The 21271-nt window shown below is 58.6% G+C and carries 21 protein-coding genes; 11 read left to right on the top strand and 10 right to left on the bottom strand.

Annotated features, from left to right (window positions below; all coding sequences use genetic code 11):
• Nucleotides 1-31: 31 nt before the first annotated feature.
• Nucleotides 32-1405, top strand: coding sequence for a ribosome biogenesis GTPase Der (gene der / locus RSE16_04005; protein ID WRH76640.1), 1374 nt, complete (start codon nucleotides 32-34; stop codon nucleotides 1403-1405).
• 129 nt (nucleotides 1406-1534) lie between these two features.
• Complete coding sequence (locus tag RSE16_04000; protein WRH76639.1) at nucleotides 1535-1966, top strand: Hpt domain-containing protein; 432 nt, start codon at nucleotides 1535-1537, stop codon at nucleotides 1964-1966.
• A gap of 82 nt (nucleotides 1967-2048) precedes the next feature.
• Here RSE16_04000 and bfr read toward each other — a convergent pair whose 3' ends face one another.
• The 3 genes from bfr to RSE16_03985 form a co-directional block, all read right to left on the bottom strand.
• Nucleotides 2049-2528: a bacterioferritin gene (gene bfr / locus RSE16_03995; GenBank protein ID WRH76638.1), complete on the bottom strand. Its 480-nt coding sequence runs from the start codon at nucleotides 2526-2528 to the stop codon at nucleotides 2049-2051.
• Between the two features lie 112 nt (nucleotides 2529-2640).
• On the bottom strand, nucleotides 2641-2811 hold the full coding sequence (locus RSE16_03990; GenBank protein WRH76637.1) for a (2Fe-2S)-binding protein: 171 nt from the start codon (nucleotides 2809-2811) through the stop codon (nucleotides 2641-2643).
• A 56-nt stretch (nucleotides 2812-2867) separates the two neighbouring features.
• Nucleotides 2868-4106: a DUF418 domain-containing protein gene (locus RSE16_03985; protein WRH76636.1), complete on the bottom strand. Its 1239-nt coding sequence runs from the start codon at nucleotides 4104-4106 to the stop codon at nucleotides 2868-2870.
• A gap of 148 nt (nucleotides 4107-4254) precedes the next feature.
• Between RSE16_03985 and RSE16_03980 the strand changes: the two genes are divergently transcribed.
• Nucleotides 4255-5040 (top strand): Coq4 family protein, encoded by a 786-nt coding sequence (locus RSE16_03980; protein WRH76635.1) that lies wholly within the window; start codon nucleotides 4255-4257, stop codon nucleotides 5038-5040.
• Nucleotides 5041-5044: 4 nt separating this feature from the next.
• Here RSE16_03980 and purL read toward each other — a convergent pair whose 3' ends face one another.
• Nucleotides 5045-7303, bottom strand: a complete 2259-nt coding sequence (gene purL, locus RSE16_03975) for a phosphoribosylformylglycinamidine synthase subunit PurL (GenBank protein ID WRH76634.1) — start codon at nucleotides 7301-7303, stop codon at nucleotides 5045-5047.
• Nucleotides 7304-7485: 182 nt separating this feature from the next.
• Nucleotides 7486-7920, bottom strand: a complete 435-nt coding sequence (locus RSE16_03970; protein WRH76633.1) for a hypothetical protein — start codon at nucleotides 7918-7920, stop codon at nucleotides 7486-7488.
• Between the two features lie 110 nt (nucleotides 7921-8030).
• Here RSE16_03970 and RSE16_03965 point away from each other — a divergent pair, with 110 nt between their 5' ends.
• Genes RSE16_03965 through coaD form a run of 3 tightly spaced genes read left to right on the top strand, consistent with a single transcriptional unit; the run spans nucleotide 8031 to nucleotide 9709 of the window.
• Complete coding sequence (locus RSE16_03965) at nucleotides 8031-8270, top strand: exodeoxyribonuclease VII small subunit (GenBank protein WRH76632.1); 240 nt, start codon at nucleotides 8031-8033, stop codon at nucleotides 8268-8270.
• Nucleotides 8260-9177, top strand: coding sequence for a polyprenyl synthetase family protein (locus tag RSE16_03960; protein WRH76631.1), 918 nt, complete (start codon nucleotides 8260-8262; stop codon nucleotides 9175-9177). The genes RSE16_03965 and RSE16_03960 overlap by 11 nt, the downstream gene beginning before the upstream one ends.
• A gap of 22 nt (nucleotides 9178-9199) precedes the next feature.
• The gene (coaD, locus tag RSE16_03955) at nucleotides 9200-9709 is read left to right on the top strand and encodes a pantetheine-phosphate adenylyltransferase (protein WRH76630.1); all 510 of its coding nucleotides are present in this window, start codon (nucleotides 9200-9202) and stop codon (nucleotides 9707-9709) included.
• A gap of 49 nt (nucleotides 9710-9758) precedes the next feature.
• Here coaD and metH read toward each other — a convergent pair whose 3' ends face one another.
• The 4 genes from metH to RSE16_03935 form a co-directional block, all read right to left on the bottom strand.
• The gene (gene metH, locus RSE16_03950) at nucleotides 9759-12398 is read right to left on the bottom strand and encodes a methionine synthase (protein ID WRH76629.1); all 2640 of its coding nucleotides are present in this window, start codon (nucleotides 12396-12398) and stop codon (nucleotides 9759-9761) included.
• A 120-nt stretch (nucleotides 12399-12518) separates the two neighbouring features.
• Nucleotides 12519-13565: a homocysteine S-methyltransferase family protein gene (locus tag RSE16_03945; protein WRH76628.1), complete on the bottom strand. Its 1047-nt coding sequence runs from the start codon at nucleotides 13563-13565 to the stop codon at nucleotides 12519-12521.
• Entirely contained in the window at nucleotides 13562-14503 is a 942-nt protein-coding gene (gene metF, locus RSE16_03940; protein WRH76627.1) for a methylenetetrahydrofolate reductase, read from the bottom strand. Before metF ends, RSE16_03945 begins: the two co-directional genes overlap by 4 nt.
• Entirely contained in the window at nucleotides 14500-15483 is a 984-nt protein-coding gene (locus RSE16_03935; protein WRH76626.1) for a metalloregulator ArsR/SmtB family transcription factor, read from the bottom strand. The genes metF and RSE16_03935 overlap by 4 nt, the downstream gene beginning before the upstream one ends.
• A 233-nt stretch (nucleotides 15484-15716) precedes the next feature.
• Here RSE16_03935 and RSE16_03930 point away from each other — a divergent pair, with 233 nt between their 5' ends.
• Together RSE16_03930 and RSE16_03925 are read left to right on the top strand one after the other, a co-directional pair.
• Nucleotides 15717-16007, top strand: coding sequence for a hypothetical protein (locus RSE16_03930; protein ID WRH76625.1), 291 nt, complete (start codon nucleotides 15717-15719; stop codon nucleotides 16005-16007).
• Nucleotides 16008-16104: 97 nt separating this feature from the next.
• On the top strand, nucleotides 16105-16323 hold the full coding sequence (locus tag RSE16_03925) for a hypothetical protein (GenBank protein WRH76624.1): 219 nt from the start codon (nucleotides 16105-16107) through the stop codon (nucleotides 16321-16323).
• Here RSE16_03925 and bla read toward each other — a convergent pair.
• Nucleotides 16314-17411, bottom strand: coding sequence for a class A beta-lactamase (bla, locus tag RSE16_03920; protein ID WRH76623.1), 1098 nt, complete (start codon nucleotides 17409-17411; stop codon nucleotides 16314-16316). The genes RSE16_03925 and bla overlap by 10 nt on opposite strands.
• A gap of 214 nt (nucleotides 17412-17625) precedes the next feature.
• Between bla and RSE16_03915 the strand changes: the two genes are divergently transcribed.
• From RSE16_03915 to RSE16_03905, 3 genes are all read left to right on the top strand, one after another.
• The gene (locus RSE16_03915) at nucleotides 17626-19197 is read left to right on the top strand and encodes a helicase HerA-like domain-containing protein (protein ID WRH76622.1); all 1572 of its coding nucleotides are present in this window, start codon (nucleotides 17626-17628) and stop codon (nucleotides 19195-19197) included.
• Nucleotides 19198-19271: 74 nt separating this feature from the next.
• Nucleotides 19272-20483, top strand: coding sequence for an acyl-CoA dehydrogenase family protein (locus tag RSE16_03910; protein WRH76621.1), 1212 nt, complete (start codon nucleotides 19272-19274; stop codon nucleotides 20481-20483).
• Between the two features lie 24 nt (nucleotides 20484-20507).
• Nucleotides 20508-21266: a crotonase/enoyl-CoA hydratase family protein gene (locus RSE16_03905; protein WRH76620.1), complete on the top strand. Its 759-nt coding sequence runs from the start codon at nucleotides 20508-20510 to the stop codon at nucleotides 21264-21266.
• Nucleotides 21267-21271 lie beyond the last annotated feature (5 nt).

Genomic DNA, 21271 nt, shown 5'->3' with positions numbered 1-21271 from the left:
GGCTGCGGCCGCGGGAAAGGACAAAAGGGGCATGTTGCCGTCGATTGCCATTATCGGTCGCCCCAATGTCGGCAAGTCGACCCTGTTCAACCGGCTGGTGGGCAAGAAGCTCGCCTTGGTCGACGACCAGCCCGGGGTGACGCGTGATCGGCGTGAGGGCGATGCCAAGCTGTTCGACCTGAAATTCCGCATCGTCGATACGGCGGGTTATGAGGATGAGGACGCAGCCTCGCTGCCCGGGCGGATGCGGCAACAGACCGAGGCCGCGCTCGCAGGAGCAGCGGCAGCGATCTTCGTGGTTGATGGACGCGACGGTGTCATGCCGCTGGATGAGGAAATTGCCCGCTGGCTTAGAACCAGTGACAAGCCGATCATTCTTGTCATCAACAAGGCCGAAGGCCGCAAAGCCGAAGAAACGCTGATGGAGGCCTTTGCGCTCGGCTTTGGCGAAGCGGTGCTGATAAGCGCCGAACATGGCCAGGGCATGGCCGACCTATTTGAAGCGCTGATGCCCCATGTCGATGGCTTTGAAGAGGAAAGCTTTGACGTCGAGTCCCCCGACGCACCGTTGCAATTGGCGATTGTTGGTCGCCCCAATGCGGGCAAGTCGACACTGGTCAACCGGTTGCTCGGCGAGAACCGCTTGGTAACCGGCCCCGAAGCCGGCATCACGCGCGACAGTATCGCGATTGACTGGGTCTGGCACGATCCGGCCCCTGCCGATCCCGATTTCGCCGAGCGGCGCGTGCGCCTGATCGATACCGCCGGCATGCGCAAGCGCGCTAGGGTCCAAGAAAAACTCGAAAAACTCTCGGTTTCGGACGCGCGGCGCGCAATTGATTTTGCCGAAGTTGTTGTACTGCTTCTCGATGCGACCAAGGGCCTGGAACATCAGGATCTCAAAATTGCAGATCATGTCATCGAAGAGGGCCGGGCGCTCGTCATCGCGATCAACAAATGGGACGTAGCGGAAAACGCATCTAGCTTGTTCAACGGTATCAAGGCCGCGCTTGAAGACGGTCTCTCTCAGTTGAAGGGCGTTCCCCTGATCGCCGTATCGGCCGCGACCGGCAAAGGGCTGGACCAGATGTTGAAGGCCGCGTTCGATGCGCGCGAAAGCTGGAACAGCCGCGTGCCGACAGGGCAGCTCAATCGTTGGTTTGAAGAGGCTGTGGCCGCCAATCCGCCGCCAGCACCCGGGGGCAAGCGGATCAAGCTGCGCTATGTGACGCAGGCCCGCAACCGCCCGCCGACCTTTGTCGTTTTTGGCAATCGTGTCGACCAGTTGCCCGATAGCTATCGCCGTTATCTCCTCAACGGCATCCGCCGCGATCTTGGCTTTGGCGCCGTACCGGTGCGCATGAATTTCCGTTCGTCGAAAAATCCCTTCTCAACCAAGGATTGATTGCGCAGCAGTGCTGCGGGGCGCCCAGACACGCCGATGTTTGGCCGAATCCGTCGTCAATGGCTTGTTTACCTGTAGCAATTATTGCCTCTGCCTTGGCACTTTTTTCGTGACAGAGCGCAAACAGCGATGGATCATTCGGCCGAAGAAATTGTGAATTGGGCGACATTCGCCGAAACCCGGTCGGTGCTGGGTGAAGCGTTTGTGCGCGTGCTCGGCTACTTCCGCGAAGATGGAGTCAAATCGGTCGCAGCGATTGAACAGGCAATACGCGAGCGCAATTCGGTGAAGCTCGTTGTGCCGGCACATTCATTGAAAAGCGATAGCTGGCAATTCGGGGCAGACAGGCTTGCCGCGTTGACCGAGGAAATCGAAATCACTGCCCGCCACTATGTCGAGATCCATCAGGATCCGGGTGAGTTGGTGGAAATGGTTGTTCTGCTGCGCCCATTGTTCGAGACGACCTTGACGGCGCTGGAGGCAGAAATCAGCCCGTTGGTTGAACGGCGATCCGCGCATGGATCGCGCACGTTCAGCCAGACGCATTTTGGCCGCCTCTAAACTAGGCTCACACGCAAACGGCGTCGATCAAGGGCACAATGCTGAATGGACAGGGGCATGGCCATGAAGGCCTTGCCAGCCGTCACTCACCAGCTGGTTCGGTCTGTAGCTGGATATAATTGTGGATGCCCATCTGACGGATGAGGCCAAACTGCGTTTCCAGAAAGTCGACATGCTCTTCCTCGCTGGCTAGAATATTGGCGAAGAGATCACGGCTGACAAAATCACGCACATTTTCACAATGGGCGATGGCATCCCGCAGCATCGGCAGCACTTCATATTCAAGATCAAGGTCGGCCTGAAGGATTTCTTCAACCGATTCACCGATACGCAGACGCCCAAGCATCTGGAAATTGGGCAGTCCATCGAGGAACAGGATACGCTCGGCCAACTTGTCGGCATGCTTCATCTCGTCGATCGATTCATGGCGTTCCATTTCCGCCAGCTTCTTCACGCCCAGATTATCCAGCAGCCGGTAATGCAGCCAATATTGATTGATCGCGGTCAGCTCATTCTTAAGCGCCTCGTTCAAAAATTCGATGACTTTTGCATCGCCCTTCATGGTTTCGCTCCTGATCGCGTGAGTTGCATCAATATAGGCATGATCGAGCATTTCGCAAAGTACGAAAGCCCGAAAAAGAACGTTTTTTCAAAAGACTAATGCACTGCTATTGCTAAGCGCTTGCAGCTTTCACATTGATAATGTCTCGCGCGAACGAAAGGCATTGGCCGCATTTCGGCTTCCTACCGAGGCGGGCATAGACTTCGCTGGGGCGTTCGCCAGCGCAACGCACCGCGTCACGCAGATCTTTTTCCCGAATGGCATTGCACACGCATACGATCATGATTCGGATGTATCGTTAATGAGAATTGATTGCAATAGCAATAATACACCCGCAGCTTACCGACGCAACCTCTGCACCTCTGCGCGCGCCAAACTGCGCCATAACCATTCGAATGGGCCATAATGAAACCGGTCAAGCCACGGCTTCGACCAAAGGAGCATAACCGCCCATGCCGTGATCACGAAAAGCCAAAGTGCAGCCCGGCCAAAATCGCCGTACAGGCCGAAGCCATAGCCGTAGAATATCGTCGTCATCACGATGCTGGTGCCAAGATAATTGGTGAAGGCAACGCGGCCGGCAGCCGCAACCCGGCCAAGCAACGCTCCGCCTGCCATGCGGCGGATGAGCAGGAGCAAAAGTGCGGCATATGCAATCGTCAGCATCATTCGGGGAATGGCCGACCATGTCAGGAAAGCCGCCAGCGAGGTGACAAGATCGAACCCCATCATCGCGACCCAGCCTGCAACCAGCGCGCTCAAAATCAGCCCCGGCAACAACAGGCGTCGCACCCAACGCCGATATTCATCAGGCTCAAGCTGCCCCGTCAAAAAACCGTTTTTCAGCAGGGCCATGCCAACCATCATCAAGGCAAGCGTCTCATGCCCGCCTTGCAGGATGGCGAACAACGGATCACTCCAGTCGCGCAGCTTGGAAGCGACAATTTCTGCATAGCCGCCGCGATGCAGCGCGAGGTCCGCCTCGACATTCATTGCGAAAGCGGGACTGTTCAGTATTTCGCGATATTGCGCGACCAGCGAGGCGTCCGCATCCGGACGGGTCGCAAAGAACTGCAATATCTGTAGCCCTACAAATTGAAGGCCCCAGAAAAGCCAGCCGATCAGGAAAATGATGATCGCCCATTTTATCAACCGCGCGGGTTCCCAATGGCGAAACAGGAACGCAACGCATCCGAGCATCGCATATAGAAACAATATGTCGCCAAACCAGATGAAGTAGAAATGCGCGAGGCCGAACAGAGCGAGCCAGGCCATCCGCGCATAATGGGTACGCGCGGCGCTAGCCCCCTTTGCCTCGGCACGTTCGGTTATCAGCATCAGGCTTGCACCAAAAAGCAGCGAGAAAAGCCCACGCATCTTGCCGTCGACAAAAACCGCCGAGAGGAACCAGGCAATCCGGTCTGACAGGCTTTCTCCGCCATAGGCCAGCGGCGTGACATAGGCCCATTCAGGCATCGCAAAGGCGATAATGTTCATCGCCAATATCCCCATCACCGCGAAACCGCGCATCGCATCGAGCGTGATATGGCGATCCTGACTGACAGATTGCGACATCATTTCCCCCTCATCTGTATTATCAGGATATAACAGCAGTCGCCAAAGCCGGTCGAGCAGAATCATGCCCTATTGAAACCGGCGCGCAACGATATTATTAACATCGCTGTTGATAATAGAATCACAAGCTTTGCGAGGCAGACAGGCAGTCATGAACAGCGCAATTCCTTTTTCCGATCCGAACCGCACGCAAACCGCTTTCCGTCCGATGAAAGCGCTGCACCATTTCCGCAAACTGGTCGCGGACAAGGAAGATACCGAACAGGTGTTCCACATCATCCGCGCGCTTTCCGGAAAGACCTTCGTCAAGCGGGCGCAGCAATTCTGGGCGAGCGACATGGGAGCGACGCTCCTCGCTGAACCGCAGAATCTGGTCGAAATCCTTGATGATCATGCAACATTGCGCAAATTGCCGATGGGAACGGTGGGCCAAGCCTATTGCGATTTCATGGAGCAGGAAGGTCTGACTGCCCAAGGGCTGGTCGACGAGTATGAAAAATTCGCGGACAAGGGCGAACGCTTCAACGATCTGCTTGAACTTTACGGTAATCGCCAACGCGACACACATGATCTTTTCCACGTGCTGACCGGCTATGGTCGCGATGCACTGGGTGAGCAGTGCGTGCTCGCCTTTACTTATAGCCAGAACCCCAATCCGGGTGTTCTATTTATCGCATATGCCGGCGGCCGCGAGATCAAGCGAGGCATGAAGGATGTACCGATATATTCCGCGATCCGCGAAGCGCAGAACAACGGCAAGGCTGCGCTGAAAATCGCGCATCAGGATATCCGCGCACTCCTCGCAGAACCCCTTGCTGCAGCCCGCAAGCGCATCGGCATTGGCGAACCGACGCTCTACAATCGCGCTCATGAAATTATGCGCTCGGGCGGCGTCGATCCCTATGATCTAATGGGGCAGAAAAAAGCCGCCGCCTAAGCGGTCAGCTTTCCATCCAGTCCTTGAAGAAGCTTTCATGCGCGGTGCGCAGCTCGGTCAGCCGGATTTCCGGATAGACCAGCTCCTCACCGCGACATAGCGCGATGCTTTCATCACCGGTCCAGCCGATGAAGCAGCAGCGCACCCCGGCATCTGCCGCCAGCGCTTCAATCTCATCGGAATCGAATGTCTCGGTGACAATGTAGCGGCCCTGATTTTCGGCGAACAACGACCAGCCATGGTGTTTTTTGCCACGGTCGGCATTGTTTTCGGAAACCGAAACCTCGACCCTGGCACCGACATTACCGGCGAGTGCCATCTCCGCCACGGCAACCAGAATGCCCCCGTCAGAGACATCGTGAACGGCGGTAACCAGACCTTTGTCGATCAGCATGCGCACAAATTCACCATGCTTGCGTTCGGCGGCCAGATCGACCTTCGGCGGCTGGCCATCCTGACGGCCATGGCAGATGTCGAGCCATTTGGACTGACCCAGTTCGGGTTCGGCGCGGGGATCGGCGCCGATAAGCATGATTTTCTGGCCTTCGCCTTTGAAACCGATAGTCGCCATTTTCGCGACATCGCCGAGCAAGCCGACACCGCCAATTGCGGGCGTAGGCAGGATCGCGCTGCCGCCACCGGTCGCCTTTGATTCGTTGTAGAGCGAGACATTGCCCGACACGATCGGGAAGTCGAGGGCACGGCAGGCATCGCCCATACCGTCGAGACAGCCGACCAGCTGCGCCATGATTTCGGGGCGCTGGGGGTTTGCGAAATTGAGGCAGTTGGTCACCGCCAAGGGACGGGCACCGACCGCGCTCAGATTGCGATAGGCCTCGGCAATCGCCTGCTTGCCGCCCTCATAGGGATTGGCAAAGCAATAGCGCGGCGTACAGTCCGTCGTGATCGCCAGCGCCTTTTTGTGGCCGTGGACGCGCACAACCCCGGCGTCACCGCCCGATTTCTGCGCTGTATCACCACCGACCTGGCTGTCATATTGCTGCCAGATCCAGGCGCGGCTGGCAAAATCCGGGCTCGCCATCATCTTCAATAGATCGGCCGCGGGATCACTGCTTTCGGGCAGCTTGTCGAGCGGCTTCACCTTTGCCCACGCCTTATACTCCTCGCGGCTCAGCGCCGGGCGATCATATTGCGGGGCATCATCGGCCAGCGGACCGAGCGGGATGTCGCAGACGACCTCGCCATTCCATTCGAGCACCATATGGCCCGTCTCGGTCACTTCGCCGATGACCGCGAAATCAAGCTCCCATTTGCGGAAGATCGCCTCTGCCATGGCTTCCTTGCCCGGTTGCAGCACCATCAGCATCCGTTCCTGCGATTCGGACAGCATCATTTCATAGGGAGTCATGCCGGTTTCGCGCTGGGGCACCTTGTTCATGTCTAGCCGGATGCCGCAGCCACCCTTTGACGCCATTTCAACGCTGGAGCTGGTCAGCCCCGCTGCGCCCATGTCCTGGATCGCGACAATGGCGTCGGTTGCCATCAGTTCGAGGCATGCCTCGATCAGCAGTTTTTCGGTAAAGGGATCGCCGACCTGCACTGTCGGGCGCTTTTCCTCTGCATCCTCGCCGAAATCGGCGCTTGCCATCGTCGCCCCATGGATGCCGTCGCGCCCGGTCTTGCTGCCGACATAGACAATCGGATTGCCGACGCCGGTCGCCGCCGAATAGAAAATCTTGTCGGTATCGGCGACGCCAACGGTCATCGCATTCACAAGAATATTGCCGTCATAGGCGGGATGGAAATTGGTTTCGCCGCCCACGGTAGGGACGCCGACACAATTGCCATAACCGCCGATTCCCGCGACAACGCCCTGCACCAGATGCTTCATTTTGGGATGGTCAGGCCGGCCGAAACGCAGCGCATTCATATTCGCCACCGGGCGCGCGCCCATGGTGAATACGTCGCGCAGGATGCCGCCAACGCCCGTTGCCGCGCCCTGATAAGGCTCAATATAGCTGGGGTGGTTGTGGCTCTCCATCTTGAAGATCGCCGCCTGCCCGTCGCCAATGTCGATAACGCCAGCATTTTCGCCAGGGCCACAAATCACCCAAGGCGCCTCAGTCGGCAGTTTTTTCAAATGGATGCGCGAGCTTTTATAGCTGCAATGCTCTGACCACATCACTGAAAAGATGCCGAGCTCGACAAGGTTGGGCGTCCGCCCGAGCGCGTTCAAGATACGCGCATATTCTTCCTCGGAAAGGCCATGGTCGGCGACGATTTGCGGGGTGATATCGGTCATGCGCGGCGCTTTAGCGTTGCGCGCCGGCTTTAGCCAGCCTGTTTGCACCTACCACCGCCTCTAGGCGAGACAATTGCAGCCACCACCCTCTAGCGAAGCAGGGCGCAATTGGGACGATGCAAAAAAAGGCAAGAAAAAGGGGCCGTCAGCGCGGCCCCTTTTCCGGTGACACAAAAAGCGGATCAGCCCTTGCAGTTCTGCGCACCCTTTCCGGCGAGCTTGAGGTTGATCTGCTGGCCGCTGCCGGTCAGCACGGTTTCGCCATCGACCGATTTCAGCGGGCCGGCAGGCTTTGCAGCATCGGCTGCAGGCGCGGTAGCGTCAGCAGGGGCAGCAGCAGCCTCGACTTCGGGGCTAACGCGGATTGCGGCAGCGGTCTTGTCGCCGACGCGGATGTCAGCCGCTTCATTCGCACCAAGGAAATCAATATGGACAATGGTGTTGTCGGCACAGCGATAGGTTTCCTGCGCGGTGATCGGCGGCGGCATTTTTACCGGCGCTGCCGACGCATCGGCCGTCTTGGTTGCGTCTGCATCTGCTGCAGGGGTTTCGGATTTGCTGCATGCCGCAAGCGCGAGCATGGACAAGGGGGCGATCAGGAGAAGTTTCTTGTTCATAGACGCGCGCCATTGCCGCAGCTTATTTGGGCTGCAAAGTAAAAATCGACCAACTGCAAGACGAAGCGAAATACTTGACCGGCAGGCGGTCGCAGGCCAAAGCGAAAGCCATGTCGACCGAGGCCAGAGAACCCAGTTTTGAAGAGGCGCTGAAAGCGCTCGAAGAAATTGTCCGCAAACTTGAGAGCGGCGAGGCTCCGCTTGATGAGTCGATCGCGCTTTACGAACAGGGCCACAAGCTGCGCGCGCTTTGCCAGTCGCGGCTCGATGCGGCGCAGGCCCGGATCGAGCAGATCGTGATGGGCGCCGACGGCACCCCGTCTACGACCCGCCCCTTCGATGCAGGCTGACAGTTTGACCGGGACGACGGCCCTGTCGCTTGATGCCGCGATCGGCCGCGTCGCTGAAGAGGTTGATGCGCTTTTCGACAGCCTGCTTGCGGTGCCTGACGATGCAAGGGCGCCGCTATTCCATGCGATGCGCCATGCGTCGATCGGCGGCGGAAAGCGGCTCAGGCCGCTGCTGCTCACGGCAACCGCGTCGCTGTTCAATGTCGGCCGCAGCCATGCGGTGCGCGCAGGCACCGCGGTTGAGGCAATCCATGTCTATTCACTGGTGCATGACGACCTGCCCTGCATGGATGATGATGACATGCGCCGGGGCAAGCCGACAGTGCACAAGGCATTTGACGAAGCCACAGCGGTCCTCGCCGGCGATTCGCTCCATGCACTGGCGTTTGAAATTCTCGCCGATCCGGCAACGCACCATGATCCCTTCATTCGCGGCGAATTGATGGCTACGCTCGCCACGGCTAGCGGCCCCCATGGTATGGCGGGCGGGCAGATGATGGATCTGGAAGCCGAGAAGGCGCAATTCGACCTTCCCACCGTAACGCGGTTGCAGGCTTTGAAAACGGGCGCGCTGATTGCAGCAAGCGTCGAGATGGGCGCTATATTGGGCCATATCCCGGTCGAGGGCCGCACCCATTTGCGCGGTTACGCCCGCGATATCGGCCTCGCCTTCCAGATTGTCGACGATATCATGGATATCGAAGGCGATGAAGCGCTGGCGGGCAAGGCGCTGGGCAAAGATGCCGCAGCGGGCAAGGCGACTTTCGTTTCGCTGATGGGGCTTGAGCGCGCCAAGCAGCAAGCAGCGATGCTGGTCGATCAAGCGATCGCGCATCTGGCCAGCCATGGATGTGAGGCGGATCTGTTGCGGGCAATTGCCCGCTATGTGCTCGAGCGCGACCGTTAGGACAATCAGGGGAGGTACCAAGGTGGCACAACGGATCGGCGTCTATCCGGGGACTTTCGACCCCATCACCCTTGGCCACATGGACATTATCGTGCGCGGGGCGAAGCTGGTCGATGAACTGATCATCGGCGTTACCACAAACGCCTCCAAATCGCCCATGTTCGCTGACGACGAACGCATAGCCATCGTCGAGCGTGAAGCGCGGGCGATGGGCATCGACAATATCCGCGTCGTTGGCTTCAACTCACTGTTGATGGACTTTGCGGAAAGCCAGGGTGCGTCGGTCGTCATCCGCGGCATTCGCGGCGTTACCGATTTCGAATATGAATATCAGCTCACGGGCATGAACCGACAGTTGAACGACCGGATCGAAACGGTTTTCCTGATGGCAGATGTGTCACTGCAGCCGATTGCGAGCCGTCTGGTCAAGGAAATCGCGATTTACGGCGGCGACATTTCCAAATTTGTCACCCCGATGGTGCGCGACGAAGTGGTCGCCCGCGTCACCGAACAGGGCCTGAGGCGCGACTGACGCCGGCAACTGACAGCCGCTGAGCCCTCCCTTTGCCGACTCGCTTGTTTCACTCGTTCAAATTGGGTCGCAGATATTGCCGGGCCAAATCAACGTCGATCCCGCGACGTGTGGCGTAATCGGCCACCTGATCTTCCCCAATGCGAGCAACACCGAAATATTCGGCCTGCGGATGGCCGAAGTAAAAGCCGCTGACCGCTGCGGTCGGCAGCATAGCAAAGCTTTCGGTCAGCGTGATCCCTGTCTGATGCGTCGCATCAAGCAGATCAAACAGCGCCGGTTTCAGACTGTGATCGGGGCAGGCGGGATAACCGGGGGCGGGCCGGATACCGCGATATTGTTCGCGAATCAGCGCCTCGTTGGTCAATTGCTCGTCCGGGGCATAGCCCCATAGCTCCTTACGGACATGCAGGTGCATCCGTTCGGCAAATGCCTCTGCCAGCCGGTCGGCGAGCGCCTTCAGCATGATATCCGAATAATCGTCGATATGCGCCTTGAACTCGGCCAGCTTCACACCAATGCCATGGCCGGTTGTTACGGCAAAGCCGCCGATCCAATCGCCGTCAGGGCTGACGAAATCGGCAAGACACATATTCGCCTTGCCCTCACGCTTGGCGATTTGCTGGCGCAGGAAGGGCAGCCGGACATGCTCTTCGCTTTCCTCAAGATAGACGACGACATCATCGCCTTCACGCCAGCATGGCCAAAGCCCCGCAACGCCGCGCGCGCGCAGCCATTTTTCCGAAATGATCCGGTCGAGCATAGCCTGCGCGTCCCGAAACAGGTTGGTCGCACTTTCGCCCACAACCTCGTCGGTCAGGATCGCAGGATAGGTTCCGTGCAATTCCCATGCGCGGAAGAAAGGCGTCCAGTCGATATAATCGCGCAAATCTTCGAGTGGCCAATCATCGAAGGCATGAACCCCGGGCTGCTGCGGCTTGGCGGGCTTCAGTGCGGGATCAATGTCGAAACCATTCGCACGCGCATCTTCAAGGCTGGCAAGCGGCTTTGCCGTTTTCCCAGCACGCGCATCGCGGATATGGGCATATTCGCTGCGGGTATCGGCGACGAACTTTTCCGCAAGCGTGTCGCTGACCAAAGTTGAGGCAACGCCCACCGCCCTTGAGGCATCAAGCACATGCACCGTCGGGCCGGAATAGGCCGGTTCGATCCGCAGCGCAGTGTGCGTCTTGCTGGTCGTCGCCCCGCCGATCAGCAGCGGCATTGTCATGCCCGCCTTTTCCATCTCTTCCGCGACCGTTACCATTTCATCAAGGCTCGGCGTAATCAAACCGGATAGGCCGATCATGTCCGCATCATTTTCAACAGCGGCTTTCAATATCTCATGCCAGGGCACCATCACGCCAAGGTCAATTACCTCAAAGCCGTTGCACTGAAGCACCACGCCGACGATGTTTTTGCCAATATCATGGACGTCACCCTTGACCGTCGCCATGATGATCCGGCCCTTGCCCTTGGCATTCTCTTCCTTCTCCGCCTCAATATAAGGAAAGAGATGCGCGACAGCCTTTTTCATCACGCGCGCCGATTTCACCACCTGCGGCAGGAACATCTTGCCTGATCCGAACAGGTCGCCGACGACGTTCATGCCGTCCATCAGCGGGCCTTCGATCACTTCAATGGGGCGGCCACTGCGTGCCTTGATCGCCAACCGTGCTTCTTCGGTGTCCTCTACGATATGTGCGTCGATGCCCTTGACCAGGCCATGTTCGATGCGTTTTTCAACGGGCCAGCCGCGCCATTCAGCCGCGGCCTTTTCAGCGGCGGCGTCCGTACCCTTAAACCGTTCGGCCAGCGCAATCAGCCTTTCGGTTGAATCGTCCCGCCGGTTGAGGATCACATCCTCACAGGCGTCGCGCAGCTCGGCGTCGATCGTGTCGTAAACGTCCAACTGGCCAGCGTTGACGATTGCCATGTCGAGGCCCACCGGAATCGCATGATAGAGAAAGACGCTATGCATCGCGCGGCGCACCGGTTCGTTGCCGCGGAATGAAAAGCTGAGATTGGAAAGCCCGCCCGAATAATGGGCATGCGGGCAAAGCTCGCGCAGCTCACGCACCGCCTCAATGAAATCGACGCCGTAATTGTTATGCTCCTCAATCCCCGTCGCCACCGCGAAGATGTTGGGGTCGAAGATGATATCCTCGGGCGGAAAACCGATGCCAACGAGCAGATCATAGGCACGCTTGCAGATCTGGACCTTACGGTCCTTGCTATCAGCCTGGCCTGTCTCGTCAAACGCCATCACGACGACTGCGGCACCATATGCCATGCAGGCGCGCGCATGTTTGAGAAACTCCGCCTCACCTTCCTTCATGCTGATCGAATTAACGACGGGCTTACCCGAGACACATTTCAGCCCGGCCTCGATCACGCTCCATTTGGATGAGTCGATCATCACCGGCACGCGCGCGATATCAGGTTCAGCTGCGATGCGTTTCAGGAAGGTGGTCATCGCGAGCTCTGCGTCAAGCAGGCCTTCATCCATGTTCACATCGATGATTTGCGCACCATTTTCCACCTGGTCACGCGCCACCTCAACCGCCGCATCATAATCGCCGGCAAGGATCAGTTTCTTGAACTTGGCGCTTCCGGTGACGTTGGTACGTTCGCCAATGTTGACGAACGAGGAACCGGTTGGGCGAGAGGTATCGGAAATGGTTTTCATTTGTTCTTCTTCCCCCCTCCCGCTTGTGGGAGGGGTCGGGGGAGGGCCGGAATTTACAGGGAAGAGCTGGCCCTGACAGGCCCTCCCCTAGCCCCTCCCGCAGGCGGAAGGGGATCTGCCTCAAGCCGCCATTACAAAGGGTTCCAGACCCGCAAGCCGGGTTACCACAGGCGCCGTAGGCACCATCCTCGGCGCGCGGTCGGCAACTGCTTTGGCGATTGCGGCGATATGATCGGGCGTGGTGCCGCAGCATCCGCCGACGATGTTGACCAGCCCTTCATCAAGCCAAACCTCAATCAGCTTCGCGGTTTGTTCGGGTAGCTCGTCATATTGGCCAAGCTCATTGGGAAGACCGGCATTGGGATATGCCATAACCAGTGCATCGGCGCTTTTTGCCAATTCCACCAGATAGGGGCGCAACAGGTCGGCACCGAAGGAACAGTTAAGTCCTATGGTCAGCGGCTTCACATGCCTGATGCTGTTCCAGAAACCTTGCACTGTATGGCCCGAAAGATTTCGCCCGGCCATGTCGGTGATCGTCATCGAAATCATCAGCGGGACATCGCGGCCCGATGCTTCGGCGGCCTCTTGCGCGGCCATTGCGGCGCATTTGGCATTCAGCGTATCGAAGATCGTTTCGATCAGCAGGAAATCAACTCCGCCTTCGATCAGCGCGTCGCACTGTTCGCGATAATCGGCCTTGAGCGTATCGAAATCAACCTCGCGATAGCCGGGATCGTTGACATCAGGCGACAGCGAAAGCGTCTTATTGGTCGGGCCGACCGACCCGGCGACAAACCGGCGGACGCCATCCTGTGCCTCTGCACGGTCGGCGCAGGCGCGCGCAAGTCTTGCGCTTTGCAGGTTGATGTCACGCACCAGATGTTCGCAACCATAGTCCGCCATCGCCACGCGCGTCGACGAAAAGGTGTTGGTCTCGATCATGTCGGCACCAGCGGCCAAATAGGCATCGTGAATGCCGCCGATAATGTCGGGGCGGGTGATTGACAGCAGATCGTTATTGCCCTTCTGGTCCTTCGCAAGATCCAGACTACCGCGATAATCGGCCTCGCCAAGGCGGTGCCGCTGGATCGCCGTGCCATAGCCGCCATCAAAGACCAATATGCGCTGTTGCGCGCGAGCGGTGAAATCCTCACGCGGGGTCATGCTGCAGCCTCCTTGACGGCTTCGGTCGGGCGTTTGCCAAGCAGGTGGCAGATAGCATAGCTCAGTTCAGCTCGGTTCAATGTGTAGAAGTGGAACTGGCGCACACCGCCTGCATAAAGGCGGCGGCACATTTCGGCGGCAATGGTTGCGGCGACCAGCTGACGGGCGGCCGGGCGATCGTCCAGCCCTTCGAACAAATGGGCCAGCCATTCTGGAACCGCCGTGCCAGTCATTTTCGACATGCGCTGGATCGCGGCAAAATTGGTTACGGGCATGATGCCAGGCACGATTTCCGGTTCGACGCCTGACGCTGCGACAGCATCGCGAAAGCGGAAGAAGGTGTCGGGTTCGAAAAAGAATTGGGTGATCGCTCGGCTTGCTCCTGCATCAAGCTTCCGTTTCAGGAAGTCGATATCGGCTTGTGCGCTTGCGGCCTCGGGATGCGTCTCTGGATAGGCACTCACCGAAATCTCGAACGGATGGCGCTTACGCAGCCCTTCCACCAGTTCGGCGGCGCTTGCATAGCCTTGCGGGTGCGGGGTGAATTGGCCGCCGGCATTGGGTGGATCGCCGCGCAGTGCGACAATGTGCCGCACGCCGGCCTGCCAATAGGCGTCAGCGATCTCGTCAATCTCGGCACAGCTTGCATCGACACAGGTCAGGTGGGCAGCCGCCGCAATACCGGTTTCGCGCGCAATCCGGGAAACGGTATTGTGCGTGCGTTCCCGCGTCGTGCCGCCCGCGCCATAAGTTACCGATACAAAGCGCGGCCCCAAAGGCTCCAGGGTAACGATTGCATCCCACAATTGCTCTTCCATCTTTTCCGTCTTGGGCGGAAAAAATTCAAAGCTGATCTCGGCATCGCCGGGAAGCCCCGCAAAAAGCGGGCCGGCCAGCGCACGGCGCGATTCTGCCATCTGGTCGAGCGATAATATCATGCAACAATCCTGAGTTTGGGGTTTTCTTCAGCGCCCATCGTATCGCGCCGAGCAAGCCAGATCTTGACGGCCAGCCGCCCACCGGCAAGCGTCTCTGTCCGCACAGGGGAAAGCCCCGCTGCGGTAAATGCGCGCGCCATGCTTTCATCGGAAAAGCCAAGGCGGGCATGGGCATGGACACTGCGCAATTCTTCAAGGTCGTGCGAGGCAAAATCGACCACCATCAACCGGCCCTGCGGAGCCAGCACACGTGCCGCCTCGGCAATCGCCCGTTCGGGATGCTGCGCATAATGCAACACCTGGTGGAACAAGACCGTATCAAAACTGCCGTCATCAAAAGGCAGCGCGTTGAAATCGCCCAATACAACCTCGCAATGGCCTTGCACCGCCGCTGCTTCTGGCAGGCTGCCGAGCTTTGCCCGGGCGAGCCGTAACATTTCGACGCTGTTGTCGAGCGCGACGAAGCGCGATGCCGCGGCCGCAAACAATTCGATCATACGCCCGGTGCCGGTGCCGATATCGAGTGCGCGGCCAATAGACTGTTCCGCAAGGATTGCCTGCATCGCCGCCTCGACCTCGGCTTCTGCAATATGCAGCGAACGGATCTGATCCCATTGTTCGGCATGGGCGTCGAAATAGGCCGCAGCCATTTGGGTGCGCGCTGAGCGCACTTCCTGTAGCCGCTCAAGATCACGCAGCACGGGCCGCGAATCTTCGGTGCCCGGCAGGGTGAACAGCGCCTCAATAGCCGGATCGGACAGCATCGGGCCGGGGCGCAAGAACACCCATGCACCCTCGCGCCGACGCTCGGCAATGCCTGCCTCATCGAGGATCTTGATGTGACGCGAGACACGCGGTTGACTTTGCCCTAGAATCTGGACGACCTCGCTTACCGACAGTTCAAGCTGACGGATCAAAAGCGTGATTCGCAACCGGGTGGGATCGGCAAGCGCGCGCATTATGTTGAGCAAAGGGGCCATAGCGAAACGATATAAAGAATTCTTTATATGCTGTCAATTGGCGCATTTGTGACAGATTTCTGATCCGCCGACCGATATTTGCGGTCAGACCGGCGCACTCTACGCATTTTGTAGAAAATCCCGATTGCGTTGATTGTTTGAAGCCGCTAGTGCAACTTTCCGCAAGTCAAGCCATGCCAAAAGCTGGCCGCTTGTCAGGTTTTCTGAAGTTCTTTGTTAGGGGGATTTCCCACATGAAAAAAATTGCTGTTTCGCTCGTTCTCGCTTCTGCAATGGCTCTTGCCGCTTGCTCGGGCGCTGAAGAAGCTACCACTGAAGAAGCTGCTGCAACCGAAGAAGCTGCTACCGACGCTGCTGCTGGCGCTGAAGCCGCTGCAACCGACGCTGCTGCTGCAACCGACGCTGCTGCTACCGACGCTGCTGCTGCTGGTGATGCCGCTGCTGCTGCTGCTGGCGATGCCGCTGCTGCTGCTGGCGACGCTGCCAAGGCTGCTGGCGACGCTGCCAAGGAAGCTACCAAGTAATAGCTTTCTTAGCGCAAGCTAGAAATCGAAAAGGCTGTCCTGCTGATGCAGGGCAGCCTTTTTCTTTGCCTGATATTGGCGTCCTGCCTAGGGTGACATGATGCGGCGCACACAGTCCCTCATTTTGGCCCTCGCCCTGTTACCGCTGCCTGCACTGTCAGGCTGCGGCCCGGCACCCACCGACCCTGGCCCCGGCGGCGTCAGCGTAGAAGATGCGCGCGAACTGGATCGCGCCGCTGAAAAACTGGATGCGCAGCAGGCAAACCCGCCCCTATTCCCTGAAAAGGACGAAGCCGCCGAAGACGCTCAACGATGATGACGCGCCACGCTGCGTGACACGGCCTGCATCATCGCCATACGATCCGGCACTGATGCCGTCGTGCTCGCGATCATAACCACCACGGCGTAACGCGTTCCATCCGGCGCGGTCATAATTCCGATATCGTTATAGCCGGTGGACACTGGGCTTAAAATCTGGCCGGTTCCGGTCTTGTGGCCAAAGCGCCAGTCAGCCGGCACGCCCGCCTTCAGCCGATTGGGGCCGCTCGATGTGCGCTCCATCATCGCCATTAACAGCCGCGTAGAGGCAGGTGACAACAAGTCGCCCCGCGCCAGTTTCGCCAATGCGGCAGCAATGGCATCAGGCGATGCGCCATCAATGGGATCGGCGAGATAGGCGTCGAGCGCGGCCTTGCGCCTTTCGACGGGCACAGCTTCGCGCGCAGCATAGAAGCGCCGACCTAGCGCATAATCCTGCTGCCAGGCAACGCCGGCAATCTGGCTTTGCAGCAAGCGTTCCCCGGGGCCGAACCGGATGCGTCCCAATTGCTTGCGCTCGATAAAGCCGCGAACCGACTGCGGCCCACCCACTGCACGCAGCAGGCTGTCATTTGCCGTATTATCGCTTGCCGTGATTGACTGTTCCAGCAGTTCCGAAACCGGAACCTCGATCGTTCCATTAGCAACCACGCGTTCACGGATCGGTTGATGAAAGACCGCAAGATCGTCCATCGTGATGCGGACCTTCTGGTCAAGCCGCAACCGCCCGCTATCGACCTGATCGAGGACCGTCAGCGCGACCCACAATTTCGAAACGCTTTGCTGAGGAAACCATTCGCCCAACCTTTTGCCTGTCGTCCAGCCGCCATCGATCCGCTGCACCGCAATGCCGGTCTTGCCAGGAAAGCTGCGCCAGATGTCATGAAGCTCGGAAACCAGCTGCACAGGTGCCTCGCGGCTATCGGGGCGCACTGTTTCGGGCTGGGGCTTGGTTTGCGGCGGCGTGGTGATCGCAGGCGCAGGCTTGATAACCGGTCGAGCAGACGGCACCGGCGGAGCCGAAACGCAGCCGTGCAGGAAAAGCAGCAAAATTGTGGTCAGACCCAGTTTCTTTGCGCTCGGCACGCCTTGACCTCCAAGATTTTACAATATGTGCATAGCGGCAGCATTCTCCCATCGCCAGCACCGAATTCGGCCTTTGCGGCCAAGCGATACAGGCGAGAGCCGGGCCACTCGCACTGCAATGCCAAGGATGAGAGATCGGATATTGCTTGACCTTAACAGACAGCCGTTGTTGTCCTTACACTGGCAAGAAAGTTCCAAAGCGGGAGCAAATCCAATGAGTGATGAAGGCCTTTTCATCGGTTCAACCGCCGAAGGTGCGCGCCAGTCGATCAACTGGAGACGCGCCAACCGCCATGGGTTGATTGCAGGCGCGACCGGCACCGGCAAGACGATCACGCTGCAGGTCATGGCCGAGGGTTTTTCAAAAAATGGCGTGCCGGTATTTGTGTCCGACGTGAAGGGCGATCTTGCAGGCATGGCGATGGCCGGTGCGGCGACGCAGAAAAATCATGAAATCTTTGCCAACCGCGCCAGAGAAATTGGCGATGACGCCTGGGTATATTCCGAAAATCCGGTGCAGTTCTGGGATTTGTTCGGTGAAAACGGACATCCGGTGCGCACGACCATTTCGGAAATGGGCCCCTTGCTCCTGTCACGGTTGATGGACCTCAACGAAGTGCAGGAAGGCGTCTTGACCATCGCCTTCCATGTCGCCGACAAAGAGGGTCTGCTGCTACTCGACCTTGACGATTTGCAGGCGATGCTCGTCAATATTGCGGATCGCGCCGATGAATTGACGACCATCTACGGCAATGTGTCGAAACAGAGCGTCGGCACCATCCAGCGTTCGTTGCTGCAGCTGCGTTCGCAAGGCGGCGACCATTTCTTTGGCGAACCATCGCTCGACCTCGATGATTTCATCGCCACCGACGACAAGGGCCGCGGCGTGATCAACATCCTTGCCGCGGAAAAGCTGATGCAGAGTCCGAAGCTTTATTCGACCTTCCTGCTTTGGTTGCTGTCCGAACTGTTCGAACAGCTCCCCGAAATCGGAGACCCGGACAAGCCCAAGCTCGTCTTCTTCTTTGATGAGGCGCATCTGCTGTTCAATGACGCGCCCAAGGCACTGGTCGAGAAGATCGAACAGGTGGTGCGCCTGATCCGTTCGAAAGGCGTCGGCGTCTATTTCGTGACGCAAAATCCGATCGACATACCCGATACCGTCGCGGGCCAGCTCAACAACCGCGTGCAGCATAAACTGAACGCCTTCACCCCGCGCGACCAGCAAGCGGTGAAATCGGCAGCAGAAACCTTTCGTGCCAATCCGAAAATCGACGTGGCAACGGTGATCACGGAGTTGAAGGTCGGCGAGGCGCTGGTGTCTGTCTTGCAGGCTGATGGCGCCCCGACGCCGGTCGAGCGCACCCTCATCCGTCCGCCCGCATCCCGTACCGGCCCGCTGACCCCGCAGGAACGGGGCGTGATGATCGCGACTGACGCCATTGGCGATAAATATGATGCGCTGATCGACCGCGAATCGGCGGAGGAAATCATCCTGGCCAAGGGCGCACAGGCTGCAGCCGCAGCCGAGGCTGCAAAAGCCGCTGAGGCACAGGTGAAGGCAGATGCCATCGCCGCCAAGGAACGCGCCAAGGCAGAAGCGGCAGCGGCAAAGGAGGCGGCGCGCGAAGCGGCACGGCAGGCACGGGAGGATGCAAAGCCCAGCATGACCGAAAAGATGGTGCAATCGGCTGCGCGATCCGCTGCAACATCTGTCGGCCGGCAGTTGGCGGGAAGCCTCGGCAAATCGCTGGTCCGGGGTATATTGGGTAGCCTGTTCAAATAGCGATTTTTTTGCGCGCTCGCTTATTGCAATCCCCGATTTAATTGCCCAATTAAACGGCTGGAGAGGAATCGCGCATGACCAAGCCTGCCGCAAATGAACTTGCCGACTTCGAAGCCCAGTGCGACGCTTGGTTTCGGGAAAACACCGTCGCCGATCCGGGGTTCATGCTGCCGCTGACCTTCATGGAAGTGTCGACTGATCAGCAGTTTGATTTCCTGCAAAAATGGCAGAATCAGGTCTATGAGGCCGGCTATCTAGGGATGAGTTGGCCTGCCGAATATGGCGGCCGTGGCATGCACCCGGAATTTCAGCGGATCGCCACGCGTATCATGAAAAATTATGACGCGCCGATCATGCTTAACGCCATTGGCAATGGCTGGGCCGGCCCGCTGATCCTCGACATCGGCACCGAAGAACAGAAGAAACGCTACATCAAGCCGATGCTCGCCGCCGAAGAAATCTGGTGCCAAGGCTTTTCAGAACCCGAACATGGCAGCGATCTTGGCAATGCGCAGACCCGCGCCGTGCGCGACGGCGATGATTATGTGATCAATGGTTCGAAAATCTGGACGTCGCTGGGCGACCGCGCGCACCAGATGATCCTGCTTGCCCGCACCAATCCTGATGCACCGAACAAATATGCCGGTTTGAGCTTCTTCCTTGCCCCGATGAAGATCCCGGGCGTGGAAACGCGGCGGATCAAAAAACTCACCGGCGAATATGGCTTTGTCCAATGCTTCTTCGATAATGCGCGCATTCCGGCCGATGGCCTAATGGGTGAAGAGGGCCAAGGCTGGCTCGTCGCGATGAAGACGCTGGAATATGAACGCGGCGCAAAGGTCAATCTGGCGGGCGGTTCCTTCGTCAAGGAAATGGACGTGATGGCAATCGTCGATCTGGCGCGTGAGGCAAAGCGCGGCGGAAAGCCAGTGCTCGACGATCCGGTGATCCGCGACCAGCTGGTCGACTATCTGATCGACATCCAGGCGTTGAACCTCAACAATAGCCGCCGTCGTATGGCACCCCTGAATCGCGACCGTCCTTTGGGCCTTGCCTTGATGAACAAGCTGGCGCGCACCGAACTGGTTCGCGAGCTCACCGAGTTTGCGCTGCAGTTCCAAGGCACAAAAGCAGGCTATTATGTCGGCGAGCAGGAAGCAATTGACGACGGCTATTGGCATCGCGCTTATTTGAACAGTTTTTCCGCCACGATCGGCGGAGGCACCAGCGAAATACAGAAGAACATCATCGGCGAGCATGTGCTCGGCCTACCCAAAACCAAATAAACCAAAATCCAAGGAGAGGACCCCATGAGCGACGCACTGACCGAAGTCCGCGATGGCATATTGATCATCACCATCAACCGGCCCGACGCCAAAAACGCGATGAACAAGGCTGCATCGGAGGCAATCGCCGCCGCGCTCGACCAGTTGGACGCCGACAATGATTTGCGCGTCGGCATCGTCACGGGTGCGGGCGGGACATTCTGCTCGGGCATGGACCTTAAGGGCTTTTTGCGCGGCGAAACCCCCTTTGTCGCGGGACGCGGCTTTGGCGGGATCACCCAGAAATCGCCTGCGAAGCCCCTGATCGCGGCAGTCGATGGCTATGCCTTGGCCGGCGGGCTTGAAGTTGCCATCGCCTGCGACATGATCGTCGCCAACGAAAATGCGAAATTCGGCATTCCAGAAGTGAAGCGCGGCCTTGCCGCCGCCGCCGGCGGGCTGATGCGCCTGCCCAAGAAAATCCCGCCGCATATTGCAATGGAATTGGCGCTGACAGGCGACTTCATCGACGCCAAACGCGCCTATGATCTTGGCCTTGTCAACCGCTTGACCAGCGGCACAGCGCTGGATGCGGCCATCGAACTGGCGCGCACCATCGCAGATAACGGCCCGCTGGCCGTCAAGAAATCCAAGCAGGTGGTCGTCGAATCTGGCGAATGGAACGAAGCGGAAATGTGGCAGAAACAGACCGAAACGCTGGGCAATCTTTTCGCGACCAACGATGCCCGCGAAGGCGCAGCGGCTTTTGCCGAAAAGCGCAAACCCAACTGGACCGGGAGCTGATCAGC

Source organism: Sphingobium sp. (genome assembly GCA_035196065.1).
In the GTDB taxonomy this organism is placed as follows: domain Bacteria; phylum Pseudomonadota; class Alphaproteobacteria; order Sphingomonadales; family Sphingomonadaceae; genus Sphingorhabdus_B; species Sphingorhabdus_B rara.
Note: the sequence above shows the minus strand (reverse complement) of the source record. Positions and strands in the feature narration are given on the sequence as shown.

Bases quoted from the DNA above. Each gene is read 5' to 3' on its own strand.
- der (WRH76640.1), top strand. From the start codon at position 32: ATGTTGCCGTCGATTGCCATTATCGGTCGCCCCAATGTCGGCAAGTCG.
- RSE16_04000 (WRH76639.1), top strand. From the start codon at position 1,535: ATGGATCATTCGGCCGAAGAAATTGTGAATTGGGCGACATTCGCCGAA.
- bfr (WRH76638.1), bottom strand. From the start codon at position 2,528: ATGAAGGGCGATGCAAAAGTCATCGAATTTTTGAACGAGGCGCTTAAG.
- RSE16_03990 (WRH76637.1), bottom strand. From the start codon at position 2,811: ATGATCGTATGCGTGTGCAATGCCATTCGGGAAAAAGATCTGCGTGAC.
- RSE16_03985 (WRH76636.1), bottom strand. From the start codon at position 4,106: ATGATGTCGCAATCTGTCAGTCAGGATCGCCATATCACGCTCGATGCG.
- RSE16_03980 (WRH76635.1), top strand. From the start codon at position 4,255: ATGAACAGCGCAATTCCTTTTTCCGATCCGAACCGCACGCAAACCGCT.
- purL (WRH76634.1), bottom strand. From the start codon at position 7,303: ATGACCGATATCACCCCGCAAATCGTCGCCGACCATGGCCTTTCCGAG.
- RSE16_03970 (WRH76633.1), bottom strand. From the start codon at position 7,920: ATGAACAAGAAACTTCTCCTGATCGCCCCCTTGTCCATGCTCGCGCTT.
- RSE16_03965 (WRH76632.1), top strand. From the start codon at position 8,031: ATGTCGACCGAGGCCAGAGAACCCAGTTTTGAAGAGGCGCTGAAAGCG.
- RSE16_03960 (WRH76631.1), top strand. From the start codon at position 8,260: ATGCAGGCTGACAGTTTGACCGGGACGACGGCCCTGTCGCTTGATGCC.
- metH (WRH76629.1), bottom strand. From the start codon at position 12,398: ATGAAAACCATTTCCGATACCTCTCGCCCAACCGGTTCCTCGTTCGTC.
- RSE16_03945 (WRH76628.1), bottom strand. From the start codon at position 13,565: ATGACCCCGCGTGAGGATTTCACCGCTCGCGCGCAACAGCGCATATTG.
- metF (WRH76627.1), bottom strand. From the start codon at position 14,503: ATGATATTATCGCTCGACCAGATGGCAGAATCGCGCCGTGCGCTGGCC.
- RSE16_03935 (WRH76626.1), bottom strand. From the start codon at position 15,483: ATGGCCCCTTTGCTCAACATAATGCGCGCGCTTGCCGATCCCACCCGG.
- RSE16_03930 (WRH76625.1), top strand. From the start codon at position 15,717: ATGAAAAAAATTGCTGTTTCGCTCGTTCTCGCTTCTGCAATGGCTCTT.
- RSE16_03925 (WRH76624.1), top strand. From the start codon at position 16,105: ATGATGCGGCGCACACAGTCCCTCATTTTGGCCCTCGCCCTGTTACCG.
- RSE16_03915 (WRH76622.1), top strand. From the start codon at position 17,626: ATGAGTGATGAAGGCCTTTTCATCGGTTCAACCGCCGAAGGTGCGCGC.
- RSE16_03910 (WRH76621.1), top strand. From the start codon at position 19,272: ATGACCAAGCCTGCCGCAAATGAACTTGCCGACTTCGAAGCCCAGTGC.
- RSE16_03905 (WRH76620.1), top strand. From the start codon at position 20,508: ATGAGCGACGCACTGACCGAAGTCCGCGATGGCATATTGATCATCACC.